Genomic DNA, 16926 nt, shown 5'->3' on the forward strand with positions numbered 1-16926 from the left:
CCGCCGAACACCCCAGGTGAGGCTGGGTCCATGCCCCGCGACACCTCCGGCCGCCCCCTCCGCAACCCCTACGCCCGGCTCTTCGCGATACCCGGCGCCACCGCGTTCACCGTCGGCAACCTCATCGCCCGCCTGCCCATGGGCATGTTCAGCGTGAGCGCCGTGATCATGATCTCCGGGGCCCGCGGTTCGTACGCCCTCGCAGGCGCCGTCACCGCGACGGGCCTCGCGGCGACCGCCGTCGTCGCGCCGTGGACCGCGCGGCTCGTGGACCGGCACGGGCAGGCGCGCGTCGCCGTCCCCGCCACCGCCTTCGCCGCGCTCGGCTCCCTCTCGCTGCTGCTCTGCGTGCGATACGGGGCACCCGACTGGACCCTGTTCGCCTCGTACGCCGCCACCGCCACGACACCCAACACGGGCGGCATGTCCCGGGCCCGCTGGGCGCATCTGCTCAAGGGGGACGACCAGGCGGTGCACACCGCCAACTGCTTCGAACAGGCCGCGGACGAGCTCTGCTTCATGCTCGGCCCGGTCCTCGCCGCCTTCCTCTGCGGCGCCCTCTTCCCCCAGGCGGGCACCCTGATCGGGGTGGTCCTGCTGCTGACCGGCGTGCTGGTCTTCGCCGCCCAGCGCGCGACGGAACCCCCGCCCCATGGACGTACGCACACGTCCTCCAAGGCGGCATCGCCCCTCCGCGCGCGCGGGATGCCCGCTCTCCTTGTCGCCTTCCTCGCCACCGGTGCCGTCTTCGGCTCCCTCGAAGTCGTCACGATCGCCTTCGCCGACGCACAGGGGCACAAGTCGGCGGCGGGCGCGGTGCTCGCCCTGCAGGCCGCCGGTTCCTGCGCGGCGGGCCTCGTCTACGGGGCCGCGAAACCACGTGGTCCGCTGGTCCGCCGCCATCTGCTGTGCGGGGCCGCGATGGCCGTCCTGATGACGCTGCCGCTGCTCGCCGTGACGGTCACCGACTCGCTGATCGCCCTCTCCGGAGCGCTGCTCGTCGCCGGGATGGCGACGGCGCCCACGATGGTCACCGGCATGACGCTCGTACAGCGGCGCACCCCCGAGGACCGGCTGAACGAGGGCATGACGCTCGCCGTGACCGGGCTCCTCGGGGGCATCGCGTGCGGCGCGGCGGGCGGCGGCTGGGCGGTGGAGCACCTGGGCACCGCCGCGGGCTACGGGGTGCCGGTGGCCGCCGCCTGCTGCGCCCTGCTGGTCAACAGCGTGCAGGCTTGCGCCACGCGCACTCGAGCGCGCCGTCCCGCTCGGCCCCGCGCGTCCAGCGGGGTCTGACCGGTACGGCCCTGTCCTCGGTCGAGGACGCGAGGGTCACCACGATCGCGTCCTCGACGGCCTTCACCGAAGAAGGCAGGTAGTTGTTGAGGATGATGCTGAAGACCAGTTCACGGCCGTTCTTGTCCTTCACGTAGCCGGACAGCGCGGACACGCCCGTCAACGACCCGACCTTCGCCCGGGCGTTGAGCGCCGCGGGGGTCCCGCACATCCGCGAACGCAGCGAGCCGCCGACGAGCTTGTCGGGGACGCAGGCCACCGACAGCGACGCGTACCAGTCGGCGAACCACGGCTCGCCCCGCACCGCGCGCAGCAGCTTCACGTACTGGTCGGCGGGGGCGAGGTTCTTGCGCGAAAGACCCGAACCGTCGACCTGGCGCAGCGTGCCCGGATCGACGCCGACGCTCTTCAGATAGCCGCCGATCGCCGTGATCCCGTCGCCCCAACTCCCGGGCCTGCCCGTCGCCTTGTACCCCATCGCCTTGGTCAGGGACTCCGCGTGCATGTTGTTCGACAGCTTCATGAACGGGATCAGGAGGTCCTTGAGCGCCATGGAGTCATGGCTCGCGAGCCGCCGCGCGCTCTTCGGCGCGGCGATCCCGGCCCGGGTCGGCCCCGCCACCCGCACGCCGTGCGCGGCCAGCGCGTCACGGAAGACGGCGGCCGCGTACCCGGTCGGCTCCCATACGGTGACCCACTCCTTGGTGGCGTCCCCGCCGACCGGGACGGTGCCGCTGACGGTGATGGTGTTCTCGCCGTGCCGCCGCTCCACGGCGATGGTGTCGTCGCCGCCCGCCGCGACGGTGCTCGCCCGCAGATCGATGTCCACGTAGTCGGTCTTCGGCGTCACGCTCACCCGCGGCGCGTCCCCGGCCCGCCGCCCGGGCGCGACCTCGACGATGACCGTCCCGGTGTCGTAGTCGGTGTCCGGCGCGACGCTCAGGGCGCTGATCTGCGCCGCGTAGTAGGACGACTCGTCGTCGCCGCCCCAGGTGTCGCCGATGCGCCGGTCGTCGAAGCGCGTGTCGTCGGCGACCAGCCGCCCCGAGACCTTCCTGATCCCCGACTCGGCGATCTCCGCGGCGAGTTGGTCGTAGTCCTTGGCGAGCGTCGTCGGATCCCCCGTGCCCCGCAGATACAGATCCCCCCGCAGCACCCGCCCCTGCCGCTCGCCGTCGGCCAGGACGTCCGTGGTGAACCGGTGCCCGGGACCGAGGAGTTCCATGGCCGCGGCCGAGGTCAGCATCTTGGTGCTGGAAGCGGGCACGAGCCGCCCGCTGGGCTGACGCCGGTAGAGCACCTCACCGGACCCGGCCTCGGCGATCACCACACTCGTCGCCGCACCGTCGAGGCGGGGATCCCCGAGAATGCCGTCGACGGCCTCGGGCAGCCCGCTGCGATCAGCGTCCGCCCCGGCCGGCGAACTCCACGAAAGAGTGGCCGCGACCACCCCGGCCACCACGGGCCAGATCCAGCGTCGACGCACGCGGACAGGAACAGGGACGCGTCTCACGGGTCTTCTCATGGCCCTGGAGCATCCCGGAAGACGGGCGAACACAACAGAGGCCCGAAGGTCGTTTCGACCTTCGGGCCTCTGTCTCACATGGGATGACGGTGTCCGGGGGCCAGGCCCCCGGAGTGACGCCTGGTGGAGATGGCGGGAATCGAACCCGCGTCCAACGGTGCGGAATCAGGGCTTCTCCGTGTGCAGTTCGCTGCGATTTTCTCGGCCCCGGTGATCACGCGAACAAGTCGCCGACGGGCCCAGTCACTGTTTGATTTCCTCCTAGGCCCCGTGACCGGGTCTAGAAGTTTAGTTCCCTAGCTGATGCCAGGATCCGGGTCGGGAACAGCCCCGGGCTGACACTTCGCAAGTCGCTACTTAGGCAGCGAGGGCGAAGGAATCGCGCTTGGTATCGGCGATTATTGGTTGCGACATATGGTTTACGAGATCATTGCCGCTTCCTCGACACGCTTCCCCTGCTTCGACATCCGCTGTCGAAACCGATCATCCCCATGTTGATTTTTCAAAGTGGGTCTTCGACCCGGCGCCCCTGCGGTGAGGGACGTCGTCCATCGTACGTGACCAACGCTGGACCATGCCAGCGTATTCCTGGCGGCTAGGCGATCCCCTGCCTGCGCCGTGCCGCCGAGATCGCGCGGTTCGTCTCGCGGGTGTCCTGCTTCTCGCGCAGCGTCTGCCGCTTGTCGTACTCCTTCTTGCCCTTCGCGAGGGCGATCTCGACCTTGACCCGGCTGTCCTTGAAGTACAGGGAGAGGGGCACGATCGTGTGACCCGTCTCCTGGGACTTCGACTCCAGCTTGTCGATCTCCGCCCGGTGCAGCAGGAGCTTGCGCTTCCGCGTGGCCGAGTGGTTGGTCCAGGTGCCCTGCACGTACTCCGGGACGTGGATGTTGTGCAGCCACGCCTCGCCGCCGTCGATGTGCACGAAGCCGTCCACCAGGGAGGCCCGGCCCATCCTCAGCGACTTGACCTCGGTGCCCATCAGGACGAGGCCGCACTCGTACGTGTCCAGGATGTGGTAGTCGTGCCGCGCCTTCTTGTTCTGCGCGATCATCTTCCGAGCGGGGGCCTTCTCATTGGCCTTGGCCGCCTTGCGCTTTACCTTTTCCTTCGCCATAGTGCGGCCATTTTCGCACTACGAGGGGGGTCCGAGGCCAGTCAATACTGTCTCGGCCCGGGCCTCGGCACCGTCCTCGACCTCCAGGTCGGGGGTGATGCCCTGCCCGTCGACCGCCCGCCCCGAAGGGGTGCGGTAGTGCCCGACGGTCAGCTCGGCGACCGAGCCGTCGGGGAGGCGGGTCGGCATCTGGACCGAGCCCTTGCCGAAGGTCCTCGATCCGACCACGACCGCGCGGCCGCGGTCCTGCAGGGCGCCCGTGAGGAGCTCGGCCGCGCTCATCGTCCCGCCGTCGACGAGCACGACCACGGGTCTGGCCGTGTCACCGCCCCGCTCGGCGTGCAGGGCCTTCTGCTCCCCGCGTACGTCGTACGTCGCCACGAGCCCGCCGTCGACCAGGGCGGACGCCGCGGTGACCGCTTCGGAGACCAGGCCGCCGGAGTTCCCCCGCAGGTCGAGCAGGACTCCGGCGCCCTCGGGGGCCGCACGGACCGCGGTCCGCACGGCCTCTCCGGAGCCCTTGGTGAACGCGGCGACCTTGATCAGGACGGCACCGCCCGCCAGCCCGGTGACCGTGACGGAGTCCGTGGAGAGCCGCGCCCTGTGCACCGTCCTGCTCCACGCGCGCGTGCCCCGCTCCATGCCGAGGACCACCGGAGTGCCCGCGCGGTCGCCGCGCAGCAGGGCGACGACCTCCGTGACGGGGCGGCCCGCGACGCGCTCGCCGTCGACGGAGCGCAGCCGGTCGCCCTCGCGGACACCGGCCTGGGCGGCGGGCCCGTCCTTCTGCACCCGGGAGACCTCGATCTGCCCGTCCGCCGCGCGCCGGGTCCACAGCCCGACGCCCGTGTACGCGCCGTCGAGGGCCTGCTCGAACTCCTGGTACTCGCCCGGGGAGTAGACCGATCCCCAGCGGTCCCCGCTGCGGCTGACGGCGTCCTCGGCGGCCTTCTTGCCGGACTTGCCGTCGGCCATCGCCTCCGCGGCGGCGTCGGTGGCTTCCTTCGCCGCGTCGGGGTCGCCCTCCGGGGGGCCCGCGACGTCCGAACGTACGGAAGGAGGGGAGGATTTCCGGCCTTCGTCCGCCGCGTCGCTCCAGGATCCGGTGGCCGCACCGGTGGCGAGGACGCTCGCGAAGACCAATGTCAGGGTCGCCCCGCGGCGGATGCGGCGGGGACGGGAGAACCGGTCGGCGAACCGGTCGGGGCCTGACATGACGGTGAGTCTAGGACAACGAAGGGCGCCGTACGGCTCGTTGAACCGTACGGCGCCCTGACGTGCTGGGGTCTCTTGTCACACCTTGAGGTACTTGCGCAACGCGAAGAACGCGGCGAGCGCGGGCATGAGGAGGCCGATCGCGAGGACCAGCGGCAGCTTCGCGAGCACGGCGTCCCAGCCGATGAAGTTGATCAGGTTGATCTTCTCGGACAGTTCGAGACCGTGGTCGATCATGAAGTACCGCCCGATGAGCAGCATTCCGCAGGCGACGGCGCCACCGATGAGGCCGGCGACGGCGGCCTCCATGATGAACGGCATCTGGATGTAGAAGCTGGACGCGCCGACGAGCCGCATGATGCCGGTTTCACGTCTGCGGCTGAACGCCGAGACGCGCACGGTGTTGACGATCAGCATCAGCGCGACGACGAGCATCAGCGCCATCACCGCCACGGCCGCCCAGTTCATGCCGTTGAGGAGCCCGAAGAGGTTGTCCAGATAGCCCTTCTGGTCCTGCACGGACTGCACACCGTCACGTCCGGAGAAGGCGGTCGCGACCACCTGGTACTTCTCCGGGTCCTTCAGCTTGATGCGGTACGACTCCTGCATCTGGTCCGGCGTGAGCGAGCTGGACAGCGGGGAGTCGCCGAACTGCTCCTTGTAGTGCTTGTACGCCTCGTCCGCCGACTCGTGCGTGACCGTGTCCACGACGGGCATCTTCTTCAGATCGCCGAGGATCTGGTCCTTCTGCTCGTTCGTGACGGCGCCCTTGGCGCACTTGGGGTCCTGCTCGGCGTCGGCCTTGTTGCACAGGAAGATCGAGACGTTGACCTTGTCGTACCAGTAGCCCTTCATCGTGCTCACCTGGTCACGCATGAGCAGCGAGCCGCCGAACAGGGCGAGTGAGAGCGCTACGGAGACGATGACCGCGAAGGTCATCGTGAGATTGCGGCGGAGACCGACGCCGATCTCCGACAGGACGAACTGGGCGCGCATGGCGGCCTTTCAGTGGATCAGGTGGAACAGACAGCGGTGCGGAATACGGGTCGTCAGTGCTGGTAGCCGTACACGCCGCGCGACTGGTCGCGGACGAGACGGCCCTTCTCCAGCTCGATGACCCGCTTGCGCATCTGGTCCACGATCTGCTGGTCGTGGGTGGCCATCACGACGGTGGTACCGGTCCGGTTGATCCGGTCGAGCAGCTTCATGATGCCGACGGAGGTCTGCGGGTCGAGGTTGCCGGTCGGCTCGTCGGCGATGAGCAGCTTCGGGCGGTTGACGAACGCGCGGGCGATCGCCACGCGTTGCTGCTCACCGCCGGAGAGCTCGCCGGGCATCCGGTCCTCCTTGCCGCCCAGGCCCACGAGATCGAGGACCTGGGGCACGGACTTGCGGATCTCACCGCGGGACTTGCCGATGACCTCCTGCGCGAAGGCCACGTTCTCGCCGACGGTCTTGTTGGGCAGGAGACGGAAGTCCTGGAAGACGGTGCCCAGCTGGCGACGCATGTGCGGCACCTTGAAGTTGGACAGGCGCGCGAGGTCCTTGCCCAGAACGTGCACCTGGCCGTGGCTGGTGCGCTCCTCGCGCAGGATCAGCCGCAGGAAAGTGGACTTTCCGGAGCCGGAGGATCCCACCAGGAAGACGAACTCGCCCTTCTCGATCTCGAGGGAGACGTCCCTGAGCGCGGGGCGGGTCTGCTTCGGGTAGGCCTTGGAGACGTTGTCGAATCGGATCACGGATGCACCACGGGTTGCCGGGGGTAGGTGTGCGTGACCATACGCGAAGCCGGTACGCCAGCGCAGTCGGCGTCCGGAGTTGCGCGGATTGTCTCGGAAGTGCCGGGGCATGTACCTGTCGGAAACCGTCGAGAGGGGGCGGGCCGCGCCGAAATCCGCGGAAGCTGGCACAGTGGTAGGGGGAACGATTGAGTTCCCCGTAGCGTTGGGCAGGCTGAGACTGTGCGGGAGGAGAAGCGCATGACCCTAGACCGGTTGGTATGCGCGAACTGCGCAGCGCCCGTGAGTGAAGGCCGCTGCCCCGTGTGCCGGGCCAATCGCGAGCGCCTGCAGCAGCAGGAAGGGCCCTTCGCGGGGCTCAATCCCGCGACATTGATAGCGCTGCTCGTGGTGCTGATCGCGGCGGTCGCGCTGCTCGCGCACCAGACCGCCTAGGAGCGGCACACAGAGAGTCACGCAGTCGGCACGCATCGTCGGCACAGGCACACGAAAGGGCCCGGAGCTTCGGAAAGCTCCGGGCCCTTCGTCGTACGTCGGTCACGTCGCGTACGCCGGGTACGCGACGCACGCCGTCACCCTTGTCAGGCAGCGGCGCCGCGGTTGCCGACGAGGCGCGGCAGGATGCGGAAGCCGATGCCGCCGGCGATCATCGTCGCGGCGCCGATCAGCAGGAAGGTGGTCTCGGCGGCACCGGTCTCGGCCAGCTCGCCCTTCTCACCCTTGTTGCCGCCCTGCTCGACCGGCTTGGAGCCGGTGTCGGTCAGGCTGTCCTTGCCCTTGCCCTGCTCGACGGGGGTGGAGCCGCCGCCGTCGGGGTCGGTGTCGTTGCCGCCGTTCCCGTTGCCCGGGTCACTCGGCTCCGAGGTGGGCGGGTTGGTCGGGTCCTCGGTGGGGTCCGTGGGGTCCGTCGGGTCCTCGGTCGGCTCCGTGGGCTCCTCGGTGGGCTCCGTCGGCTCCTCCGTGGGCTCGGTGGGCTCCTCGGTGGGCTCCGTCGGCTCGTCCGTGGGCTCGTCCGTCGGGATCACCGTGGGCTCGTCGGTGGGCTCGTCCTCGCCCGGAACGCCCACGTCCACACCGACACCGCTGTCGTCGGCGTGGGCACCGACGCCCACACCGCCGAGGTCCACGCCGACGTCGAGGGCCGAGGCGGCACCCGCGGCGGTCAGCGAGGCACCGGCGGCGATCACCGCACCGGCGGCTATCCGCGCGACACGGATCCGCGTCTTCTTGGTCATCTGGCTGCTACCCCCAGTAGCTGAATCGTCAGTGAGGCAGCGCCCGGGGCGGAATTCTGCGCGGTCGCCGGGGACGATCGATCGGCCCCCACCGCTCACACGCGCCCCAGAAATACGCATGCCGCGCGCTAGCCTTTCCACTTTTCACAGCAGCGTCAAGGTCGTTGCGTGCGCGATGTCCGATATCGGGGTAGTTGACCGTCGTACGGAGATGTGACTGTGACGTAAAAGGCAACTGCCGCCCAATGGGCGGCAGTTGCCTTGTCGATAAAGCCGCTCAGGGCGGTATTTACTTCTCCTGCTGCTTGCGCCAGCGAATTCCGGCTTCCAGGAAGCCGTCGATCTCGCCGTTGAAGACGGACTCCGGGTTGCCGACCTCGAACTCCGTACGGAGGTCCTTGACCATCTGGTACGGGTGCAGGACGTACGAACGCATCTGGTTGCCCCAGGAGTTGCCGCCGTCGCCCTTCAGGGCGTTCATCTTCTCCTGCTCCTCCTGGCGGCGGCGCTCGAGGAGCTTCGCCTGGAGGACGTTCATCGCGGTCGCCTTGTTCTGGATCTGCGAGCGCTCGTTCTGACAGGAGACGACGATGCCGGTCGGCAGGTGGGTCAGACGGACCGCGGAGTCCGTCGTGTTGACGCCCTGGCCGCCAGGGCCCGACGAGCGGTACACGTCGACGCGCAGCTCGCTCTCGTCGATCTCGATGTGGTCGGTCTGCTCGACGACCGGGAGGATCTCGACACCGGCGAACGACGTCTGACGGCGCCCCTGGTTGTCGAACGGCGAGATGCGCACGAGGCGGTGCGTGCCCTGCTCCACCGAGAGCGTGCCGTACGCGTACGGGGCCTGGACGGCGAAGGTGGTCGACTTGATGCCGGCCTCTTCCGCGTACGACGTCTCGTACAGCTCCGTCTTGTAGCCGTGCCGCTCCGCCCAGCGCAGATACATGCGCTGCAGCTTCTCCGCGAAGTCCGAGGCGTCGACGCCGCCGGCCTCCGCGCGAATGGTGACGACCGCCTCGCGGGAGTCGTACTCACCGGAGAGCAGCGTGCGTACTTCCATCTCGTCCAGCGCCTTCTTGACCGCCGTGAGCTCGGACTCCGCCTCGGCGCGGGTGTCCGGGTCGTCCTCCTCCTCGGCCATCTCGAACAGCACACCGAGGTCGTCGATACGTCCTCGCAGCGCCTCGGCCTTCCGCACCTCCGCCTGGAGGTGGCTCAGCTTGCTGGTGATCTTCTGCGCCGCCTCCGGGTCGTCCCACAGGGACGGCGCGGCCGCCTGCTCCTCGAGCACGGCGATATCGGCCCTCATCTTGTCGAGGTCCAGGACGGCCTCGATCGACTCCATGGTCGAGGAGAGGGACTTGAGCTCTTCGGAAACATCGACGACTGCCACGCCTCCAGCGTAACGGCTGCCGCAAGCGGGGCGGTCCCTGCGGGGCTGGGGCGGGGGCCTGGCTGGTCCGGTGCGGGCCGGTGGGTGCGTACCCTGTCCCGCCGCTTCGCGCCGGATGCTTCCCCAACCGCCCGCCCGATTGCCCGGCACCGGGCGGCACTGTAGGGACAGTGGGGCATCCGCCCCACCCGCCGGGGGTACCGGGAAGGACGGTGCGGGGCAACACGCACCAGCGAGCCGCAGACGAAGAGAGCGTCCGGTGCGGAGCAATCGGGCACCGACGGGCCGCAGGCGGAGAAAAGGGCCGGTGCCGGGCAATCGGGCGGGCGGGTGGGTGGGGGAGCATCCGGCGCGAAGCGGCGGGACGGGGTGCCCGTCGGCAGGCCGCAGGCGGGGGCAGGGAGGTTACGGGGCCGGAGGGGCCGAGTTGCCGCTGTCTGCGGGGGGCGCGTCCGCGTCGTCGCCGCTGGTGGCGGCCCACGTACCGATCCCCGCCGCGGCGACGAGCACGACCCCCGCGACCCCGAGCGTGACCCGGCGGCGCCGGGCCGAGGAGCGGTGCTTGGCGGAGCCGGGGCGGGCCGCCCCGGCGGCGCGCGGGGCGCGGGCCGTGCCGCGGGCGCCCCCGGCGAGCTCGTCGGGCCCGGGGACCCGCATGGAGGTGTGGGTGTCGCGGTTGGAGTCGGCGGACGCCGACCCCGGCACGAGGGGCACCGCACCCCGCCGGGGAGCGGCCTCGCGCGGCTCGGGTGCGGACTCCTCGTACGCCTCGTCGGCGGCCGCAGGCTCCGTGTCGGGTTCGTCGACGTCCAGCGGCGGCAGGCCCGCGACGAGCGGCAGCAGCTCCCGCAGGCGCGCGCCGAGCTCGGAGGCGCGCAGCCGGGACGCGGGGGCCTTGGCGAGGCACTGGACGAGGAGCTGCCACAGCTCCTCGGGGATGCCGGGGAGCGGGACCACCGTCTCGGTGACGTGACGGCGGAGAACCGCTCCCGGGTGGCCCCCGCCGAACGGCGTGAAGCCCGCGAGGAGTTCGTACAGGACCGTGGCGAGGGCGTAGATGTCGACGGCCGCGCGCGGCGGCAGGCCCTCGATGATCTCGGGGGCGAGATAGTCCGGGGTGCCGATGATCTTCGTGGCGCGGGTGCGGCGCGGGGAGTCGATGAGCTTGGCGACCCCGAAGTCCGTGAGGAGGGCGGGGTGCGCGCCGCCGGGGCCGAGGGGGCCCTGCATGTCCAGGAGTACGTTCTCGGGCTTGACGTCGCGGTGGACGATGCCCGCGGCGTGCGCGGCGGCGAGGCCGTCGGCGACGTCCGCGACGATGGCGACCGCGGCCTCGGGGGCGAGGCGGCGCTCGCGGTCGAGGCGGGTGCGCAGGTCCGTGCCGCGGACGAGGTCCATGACCAGGGCGAGGTCGTTGCCGTCGACGACGAGGTCGTGGACGCCCACCACGCGCGCGTGGTCGAGGCTGAGGAGCGCGGTGCGCTCCTGGACGAAGCGGCCGACGAGTTCCTGGTCGGAGGCCAGGTCCTCGCGCAGCAGCTTGATGGCGACGGGGCCCTCGGGTCCCTCGCCCAGCCACACCGTGCCGGCGCTGCCACGGCCCAGGATCTGGTGGGCGGTGTACCGGCTGCCGATCTTGCGCGTCAAGACTGCTCCTACGGATGCGTGTTGGCGACAAAACTACGCGGCCTTGCCGCCAACCTTCACTCCGGGAGCAGAAATCACTCTGCAGATGTCGACAAATCCCCAGAGCGGTCCGGGGATTGTCCGCCCCGATGCCCGCTCCGGGCCGAACGGGGCCTAGTTGCCGCCGATCCTGCCCATCCAGCCGCTGACCGTGTCGTACCAGTCCGTCAGCTGCTCCCAGTACCCCTTGGTCGTGCCGATCCAGTCCTGGAGCGGGCTGAATTCCCACACCAGCCAGCTCGCGACGAAGAGGATGACGATCACGAACAGGCAGCCCTTGAGGCAGCCGAGGCCCGGGATCTTCATCCGGTTGGCACTGCGCTGCCGCGGTTCGCGCGCGGGGCGCGGGGCGGGCTGCTGGGGCGGCTGCTGCTGCGGGGGCGCCGCGTAGTGCTGCGGCTGTGGCTGCTGCTGCGGGTGGTGGGGCTGTTGGGGCTGCTGGGGCGCGTACCCCTGCGGCGGGCGCTGCTGCCCGCGCGGCTGCTGCTGCGCGTACTGCTGCGGGCGCGGCGGCTGCTGCTGGGGGCGGGCGACCTGGCGCTGGGGGCGGCGGCGCAGCGGGTCCTGGTCGGGGTCCAGGTAGGCCTGGTACTGGGTCTGTTCGTTGCGGTCGCGGGCCGCCCGCATCTGGTTCTGCCAGGGGTGCGGGTCGTTCGGGTCGCCGCCGGGCGCGTTCTGCGGGACGGGCGGCATGACGGCCGTCGGGTCGGCGGCACCGCGGTTGTTCGGCAGTACGGAGGTGGGGTCGGCGTCGCCGGGACCGCCGGTGCTCTGCATGACGCTGGTCGCCGCGTTCGGGTCGTACGAACCCGCGTTGTTCGGGAGGACCTGGGTGGGGTCGGCGGCGCCCGGGGTCTCCGGGACGTGGGCGGGCGCCGGGTCCGGCATGAGCAGCGCGCCCACGCCCTCCGCGGCGGCGATCTGCGCCGGGGTGGAGTGCACGCCGACGCCCTCGGCGACGGCGCGCAGGCCGCGGGCGAGGTTCTCGGCGCTGGGGCGGCGGTCCGGGTTCTTGTCGAGGCAGCGCTCGATGACGGTCCACAGCGGGTCGGGGACGGTCGAGGGGCGGCGCGGCTCGGCGCTGAGGTGCTGGTGCAGGACTTCGAGCGCGGAGCCGCCGGCGAACGGCGGGCGCCCGGTGACCAGCTCGTACAGCAGGATGCCCGCGCCGTAGATGTCGACGGCGCTGGTCTGCGGACGGCCTTCGGCGGACTCCGGCGCGACGTACGCGGGCGTGCCGACGAATTCGTGGGTGCGGGTCAGGCCCGGGGAGTCCGCGAGGCGCGCGATGCCGAAGTCGGTGAGCATCGGGTGCATGCCCGCTGCTTCGTCGGAGTCCCACTTCAGCAGGACGTTCGCGGGCTTGAGGTCGCGGTGCACGACGCCGTCCGCGTGGCTCGCCGCGAGCGCGTCGGCGATCTGGGCGGTGAGCAGGGCGGCGGCGACCGGCGTGAACGGGCCGTTCTCGCGCAGGTAGCGGTGCAGGTCGGGGCCCTCGACGAGGTCCATGACCAGGGCGAGCAGATCGCCTTCGACGACCAGGTCACGCGTTCTGACGATGTTCTCGTGCGTCAGCCTGAGCAGGACGGACCGCTCCCTGAGGAAGCGCATCACGACGTCCGCGTCGTTGGCGAGCTCTTCCTTGAGGACCTTGATCGCGACGGTCTCGCCGGGCTGGCCCGGAACGGCCGCCTCGGCACCCGCGGTCTCCCGCTGGCGGGCTCGCCAGACGGTGCCCGTGGCGCCGCGCCCGAGCGGCTCCTCGAGCAGGTACTTGCTGCCTACCGGCCGCACGTCATGCGCTCCCTGCTGGTTCCTGGTGGTCCTTGGCGCTCCGGCCTCCGGCCGAAGGTGTTCCGACCCACTGTAGTGCCGCCGAACGGGGCACCGGCGGGTCGGATTCCGCCCGGCTGTTTCCTGCCGGAATCGTTCCGGATTCTTCCGGACGGCTGTTCGCAGGGAAGACGCTCAGCCGTGGCCATTGGTTGCCGAGTGGTCCCGAATTGACCTTCGCACGAGACCTCCGTCGAATATCCACAACGGTCCAAGCAGGCACTTTTCCGAGCAGAGGCGACCAATCAAGATCACTTACGGGTGGCCGCCGGGCGTGTTGTCAGTGGCAGGTGCGAGGATGCCTCCAGTACTGGCCGACGTGCCCGTGTGCGGTGGGGGGAATCACAGCGCGAGTCCCCGTGCCGGGCGCCCAGCGCAGAAGGGACCGCTGACGGCGATGCAGATCCGGCTGACCGTCCTCGGGCCGCGCAGCGGCCAGACCGAGCAGCAAGGCCGCCCCATGGCGGCGAGCGGGGTTCATGGCGCCTGTGACGTCCTGGTCACCGCGCCCGCGGGGACCGCGCTCGCGGCGGTGGCCTCGGGCCTCGCCACGGCCGTCGCGGGCAGCGACGCCCCCCTTGTGCTGTACGCGGACGCGGAGCGCCTCGACGCCCAGCGCTGCACGATCGGCGAGCCCCCCTTGATCGACGGCGCGGTGCTCTCCCTCGGCGCCCCCGCCGAGCCGGGTCCCGAACTGGCCGGTGCGGCCGCCCAGTTGCATGTGGTCGCGGGCCCGGACGCGGGCGGCGTCCATCTGCTGCACGGCGGCCAGATCCGCGTCGGCCGCTCCATGGAGGCCGACGTCCCGCTGGACGACCCCGACGTCTCCCGGCTGCACTGTGCGGTCACGCTCGCCGACGACGGCCGCGTCACGGTCACGGACCTCGGCTCCACGAACGGCACATCGGTGGACGGCAGGGAGGTCACGGGCCGCCCGGTCCGCCTCGCGCCCGGCTCCCTGCTGCGCATCGGCGAGTCCGCGCTCCGCCTCGCGGACGGCTGCCTGGACACGGGCCGCGGCACGGGCACCGGCGGCGCGCTCCCGACCGCCCCGGACGGCGAGGGGCACGTGCGCGTGCGGACCGCGGGAGCACCGGAGCGCGTCTCCCTGGAGCCGGTGCGCGCACCCGAGGGGCCCACCCACCACGCGTACGGCTCGGCGAGCTGGGGCGCGCCGGGCGAGGCGGGCCGGAGCGGGGCGTACGACGTCCAGGGGCCGCAGGGCATCCAGGGGGCACCCGGAGCGCACGGCGCACTTGGGGCGTACGGAAACCAGGCGTACGGAATCCAGGGGACTCAAGCGGCGCAGGGCGCCCACGAAGGACAGGGCGCGAGGGGCGTCCACGATGCGTACGGAGCCGTCGGTGCCCCCGGCCCCGGCGTCGTACCGCAGCAGGGCAGCGCGCCCGACGCCGAGCGCACCCGCACCGGGACCCCCGCGCGCGGGACGACCGTGCCGCGCGGACTGCGCAAGCGCGGCGGCCTCTCCGCCTGGGCCCGCCGCCTGACCGGAGGCCGCGAGACCGGTCAGGAACCGGACGTGTACGAGGAGTACGCGACGGAGGACGACGACCGCGCCGCCCCGCCCGCGCCCACCCCCGAAGAGCTCGCCGTGGCCGCCGCCGCGCGGACCCCCGAGTCCTGGCCCGACCCCGCCGCCCTGCTGCTCACGGCGCTCGGCCCGGGCCCTCGCCTCTGGGAGCGCGGCCCCGGCCACCCGGAGGCCCTCGCGGTCCGGCTCGGCACGGTCGACCGGGCCGCGCCCACCGACGGCGGCACCGGCGGCCTGCTGCCCGCCGTGCCCGTGACGGTCGGCCTGCGGGAGGCAGGGGCGCTCGGCCTCGCCGGGCCGAGGGAGCGGCTCACCGGCCTGGCCAGGGCCGTCGTCGCCCAGCTCGCCGCGCTGCACTCCCCCGACGCCCTGGAGATCGTGCTGATCAGCACGGACCGCGCGCGTGCCGCGGCGGAGCGGACCGCCGAGTGGGCCTGGCTCGGCTGGCTCCCCCATCTGCGGCCCACGCACGGCCAGGACTGCCGCCTCCTCCTCGCCTACGACCGCGACCAGGCCGCGGCGCGCACGGGCGAGCTGCTGCGCCGCCTGGACGACCGCATCGCCGACCAGCGGGCCGGTGCCGACGCCGCCTCCCCGGGGCCGTACACGGTGGTCGTCGTCGACGGCGACCCCGGTTCCGCCGGCCTGCGCGAGGCCACCGTGCGGCTCGCCGGTGAAGGCGCGCGGGCCGGGATCCATGTCGTGTGTCTCGCCGAGACCGTGGCCGCGTCCCCCGCCTCGCCGATCGCGGAGACCTACGAAGCGGCCTGCGCGGTGTCCCCCGCCTTCCGCGCGTGCGGTGCGATCGCGCTGCTCAGCGGCGATGTGGCGACCGCGCTGCGGCTGATGCGGACGGCCGGCGGGCGCCCCGCGGGGCACGGCACGGTCGCCGCCGTGGACGCGGTGTCCGCGGCCTGGGCCGAGCGGTTCGCGCGGGCCCTCGCCCCCCTGCGGACGGACGGCACGACCGGCGAGGGGCACGCGCGCGTGTCCGCGCCGCTGCCCCAAGCGGCCAGGCTGCTCGACGAGTTGGGGCTCGCGCGGGCCACGCCCGCCTCGCTGATGGCCCGGTGGGCCGCGGCCGCCGACGACCCCGAGGCGCTGGGCGGACGGGCCGTCGCCGTGCTCGGCGCCGGGCCGCGCGGTCCCGTCGTGGCCGACCTCGTATCGGACGGGCCGCATCTGCTCGCCGAGGGCCCCGGGGGCAGCGGACGCACCGAGCTGCTGCGCTCCGTCGCCGCGTCCCTGGCCGCCGCCGAGCGCCCCGACCGGCTCGGCATCGTGCTCGTCGACGGGCGGGACAGCGGCGGTGGCGGGGCCGAGCGGCAGGCCGCGGGGCTCGGTGTCTGCACGGACCTGCCGCATGTCACCACGCATCTGGTCGCCAACGACCCCGTACGGATGCGGGAGTTCGCACAGTCCCTGGCCGCCGAGCTGAAGCGCAGGGCCGAGCTGCTCGGCAGGCTCGGGTTCGCCGAGTGGCACACGCAGCGCGAGGTGTCGGGGCGGATGGTGGCGCAGCGGGCGTCGTCCGGCGGGGCGGCCGGTGGCGCGGGCGCGCCTGGTGCGACCAGCGCGTCCGGTGCGACCAACACGTCCGGCGCAGGCGTCGTCGTGCCCGCCCAGGTCTCCGACGGGGACCTCGACCCGCCCTCCAGTTCCACGCTGCGGCTGCGGCCCGCCGCCGCGCGGCAGCGAATCGAGCCGGGGCCGCCGCTGCCCCGGCTCGTGGTGCTCGTCGACGACTTCGACGCGCTCCTGTCGCCCGCGCTCGGCTCCCCCGGGCGGCCCGCCGCCGGGTCGGTCGTCCGCGCCCTGGAAGCGGTCGCGCGGGACGGGGAGCGGCTCGGCGTACATCTCGTGGTGGCCACGGGGCGCAGCGAGCGGATGCCGGAGACCGAGTTGGGGCGGCGGGCGTCGCTCCGTGTCGTCCTCGACACGGTGGCCGCCGGGCCCGAGGAGCCCGCGCCGGGGCGGGGCGAGCTGCTGTCGCCGGACGGGCGCGGCACCGCCTTCCAGGCCGGGCGGGTGACCGGGCGGATTCCCCGTACGGCGACGCTGCGGCCCACGGTCGTACCCCTGGAGTGGGAGCGGATGGGCGATCCACCCGCGCGGCGGCCCGTGCGGGAACTGGGCAATGGGCCCACGGACCTGGCCCTGCTGGCCAGCGCGTTGGAGCGGGCCGCGCGGTCCGTCTCGGCCGACCAGGTGCCGTCTCTGCTCTGAGCCGGCACCGCGCCGCGCCCATGCCGCGTGCCCCTGTCCACCACGGCCGCGTGCCCCCCTGTCCGCAACGGGGCGGCACGCCCGCCCGCAACAGGGGCAACCCGCC

Annotated in this window: 12 protein-coding genes and 1 other RNA gene; 3 read left to right on the top strand and 10 right to left on the bottom strand. The window is 72.2% G+C overall.

Annotation, left to right across the window (positions count from 1 at the left end):
• Positions 1–30: 30 nt before the first annotated feature.
• On the top strand, positions 31–1296 hold the full coding sequence (locus tag ACFWZ2_RS29025) for an MFS transporter (protein ID WP_384550588.1): 1266 nt from the start codon (positions 31–33) through the stop codon (positions 1294–1296).
• Here ACFWZ2_RS29025 and dacB read toward each other — a convergent pair.
• From dacB to ftsE, 6 genes are all read right to left on the bottom strand, one after another.
• Entirely contained in the window at positions 1220–2821 is a 1602-nt protein-coding gene (gene dacB, locus ACFWZ2_RS29030) for a D-alanyl-D-alanine carboxypeptidase/D-alanyl-D-alanine-endopeptidase (RefSeq protein ID WP_384550590.1), read from the bottom strand. The two genes, ACFWZ2_RS29025 and dacB, sit on opposite strands and share 77 nt — an antisense overlap.
• A gap of 121 nt (positions 2822–2942) precedes the next feature.
• Positions 2943–3312: a transfer-messenger RNA gene (ssrA, locus tag ACFWZ2_RS29035) on the bottom strand.
• Between the two features lie 104 nt (positions 3313–3416).
• A complete protein-coding gene (gene smpB / locus ACFWZ2_RS29040; RefSeq protein ID WP_384550592.1) occupies positions 3417–3938 on the bottom strand; it encodes an SsrA-binding protein SmpB in 522 nt (173 codons plus the stop codon).
• 18 nt (positions 3939–3956) lie between these two features.
• Entirely contained in the window at positions 3957–5153 is a 1197-nt protein-coding gene (locus tag ACFWZ2_RS29045) for a S41 family peptidase (RefSeq protein WP_384550594.1), read from the bottom strand.
• A 78-nt stretch (positions 5154–5231) separates the two neighbouring features.
• A complete protein-coding gene (gene ftsX, locus ACFWZ2_RS29050; protein WP_384550596.1) occupies positions 5232–6149 on the bottom strand; it encodes a permease-like cell division protein FtsX in 918 nt (305 codons plus the stop codon).
• 53 nt (positions 6150–6202) lie between these two features.
• Entirely contained in the window at positions 6203–6892 is a 690-nt protein-coding gene (gene ftsE / locus ACFWZ2_RS29055) for a cell division ATP-binding protein FtsE (RefSeq protein ID WP_055699327.1), read from the bottom strand.
• 240 nt (positions 6893–7132) lie between these two features.
• Here ftsE and ACFWZ2_RS29060 point away from each other — a divergent pair, with 240 nt between their 5' ends.
• Positions 7133–7327: a hypothetical protein gene (locus ACFWZ2_RS29060; protein ID WP_384550598.1), complete on the top strand. Its 195-nt coding sequence runs from the start codon at positions 7133–7135 to the stop codon at positions 7325–7327.
• Between the two features lie 146 nt (positions 7328–7473).
• On the opposite strand, the gene ACFWZ2_RS29065 is transcribed toward ACFWZ2_RS29060, so the two are convergent.
• From ACFWZ2_RS29065 to ACFWZ2_RS29080, 4 genes are all read right to left on the bottom strand, one after another.
• Positions 7474–8127, bottom strand: coding sequence for an LPXTG cell wall anchor domain-containing protein (locus ACFWZ2_RS29065; RefSeq protein ID WP_384550600.1), 654 nt, complete (start codon positions 8125–8127; stop codon positions 7474–7476).
• A 289-nt stretch (positions 8128–8416) separates the two neighbouring features.
• Positions 8417–9523, bottom strand: a complete 1107-nt coding sequence (prfB, locus tag ACFWZ2_RS29070; RefSeq protein ID WP_384550602.1) for a peptide chain release factor 2 — start codon at positions 9521–9523, stop codon at positions 8417–8419.
• A 405-nt stretch (positions 9524–9928) separates the two neighbouring features.
• Entirely contained in the window at positions 9929–11170 is a 1242-nt protein-coding gene (locus ACFWZ2_RS29075) for a serine/threonine-protein kinase (protein WP_384550605.1), read from the bottom strand.
• A 153-nt stretch (positions 11171–11323) separates the two neighbouring features.
• Complete coding sequence (locus ACFWZ2_RS29080; protein WP_384550607.1) at positions 11324–13003, bottom strand: protein kinase; 1680 nt, start codon at positions 13001–13003, stop codon at positions 11324–11326.
• A gap of 436 nt (positions 13004–13439) precedes the next feature.
• Between ACFWZ2_RS29080 and ACFWZ2_RS29085 the strand changes: the two genes are divergently transcribed.
• Complete coding sequence (locus ACFWZ2_RS29085; protein WP_384550609.1) at positions 13440–16820, top strand: FHA domain-containing protein; 3381 nt, start codon at positions 13440–13442, stop codon at positions 16818–16820.
• The last annotated feature ends 106 nt before the right edge of the window (positions 16821–16926 follow it).

Origin of the sequence: Streptomyces sp. NPDC059002, from assembly GCF_042740435.1 — a bacterium.
Classification (GTDB): Bacteria; Actinomycetota; Actinomycetes; order Streptomycetales; family Streptomycetaceae; genus Streptomyces.

What these genes read in the sequence shown, in the direction of transcription:
- ACFWZ2_RS29060 (WP_384550598.1), top strand. Translation starts at nt 7,133, where the DNA reads ATGACCCTAGACCGGTTGGTATGCGCGAACTGCGCAGCGCCCGTGAGT.
- ftsX (WP_384550596.1), bottom strand. Translation starts at nt 6,149, where the DNA reads ATGCGCGCCCAGTTCGTCCTGTCGGAGATCGGCGTCGGTCTCCGCCGC.
- smpB (WP_384550592.1), bottom strand. Translation starts at nt 3,938, where the DNA reads ATGGCGAAGGAAAAGGTAAAGCGCAAGGCGGCCAAGGCCAATGAGAAG.
- ACFWZ2_RS29025 (WP_384550588.1), top strand. Translation starts at nt 31, where the DNA reads ATGCCCCGCGACACCTCCGGCCGCCCCCTCCGCAACCCCTACGCCCGG.
- dacB (WP_384550590.1), bottom strand. Translation starts at nt 2,821, where the DNA reads ATGAGAAGACCCGTGAGACGCGTCCCTGTTCCTGTCCGCGTGCGTCGA.
- ACFWZ2_RS29065 (WP_384550600.1), bottom strand. Translation starts at nt 8,127, where the DNA reads ATGACCAAGAAGACGCGGATCCGTGTCGCGCGGATAGCCGCCGGTGCG.
- ACFWZ2_RS29085 (WP_384550609.1), top strand. Translation starts at nt 13,440, where the DNA reads ATGCAGATCCGGCTGACCGTCCTCGGGCCGCGCAGCGGCCAGACCGAG.
- ACFWZ2_RS29045 (WP_384550594.1), bottom strand. Translation starts at nt 5,153, where the DNA reads ATGTCAGGCCCCGACCGGTTCGCCGACCGGTTCTCCCGTCCCCGCCGC.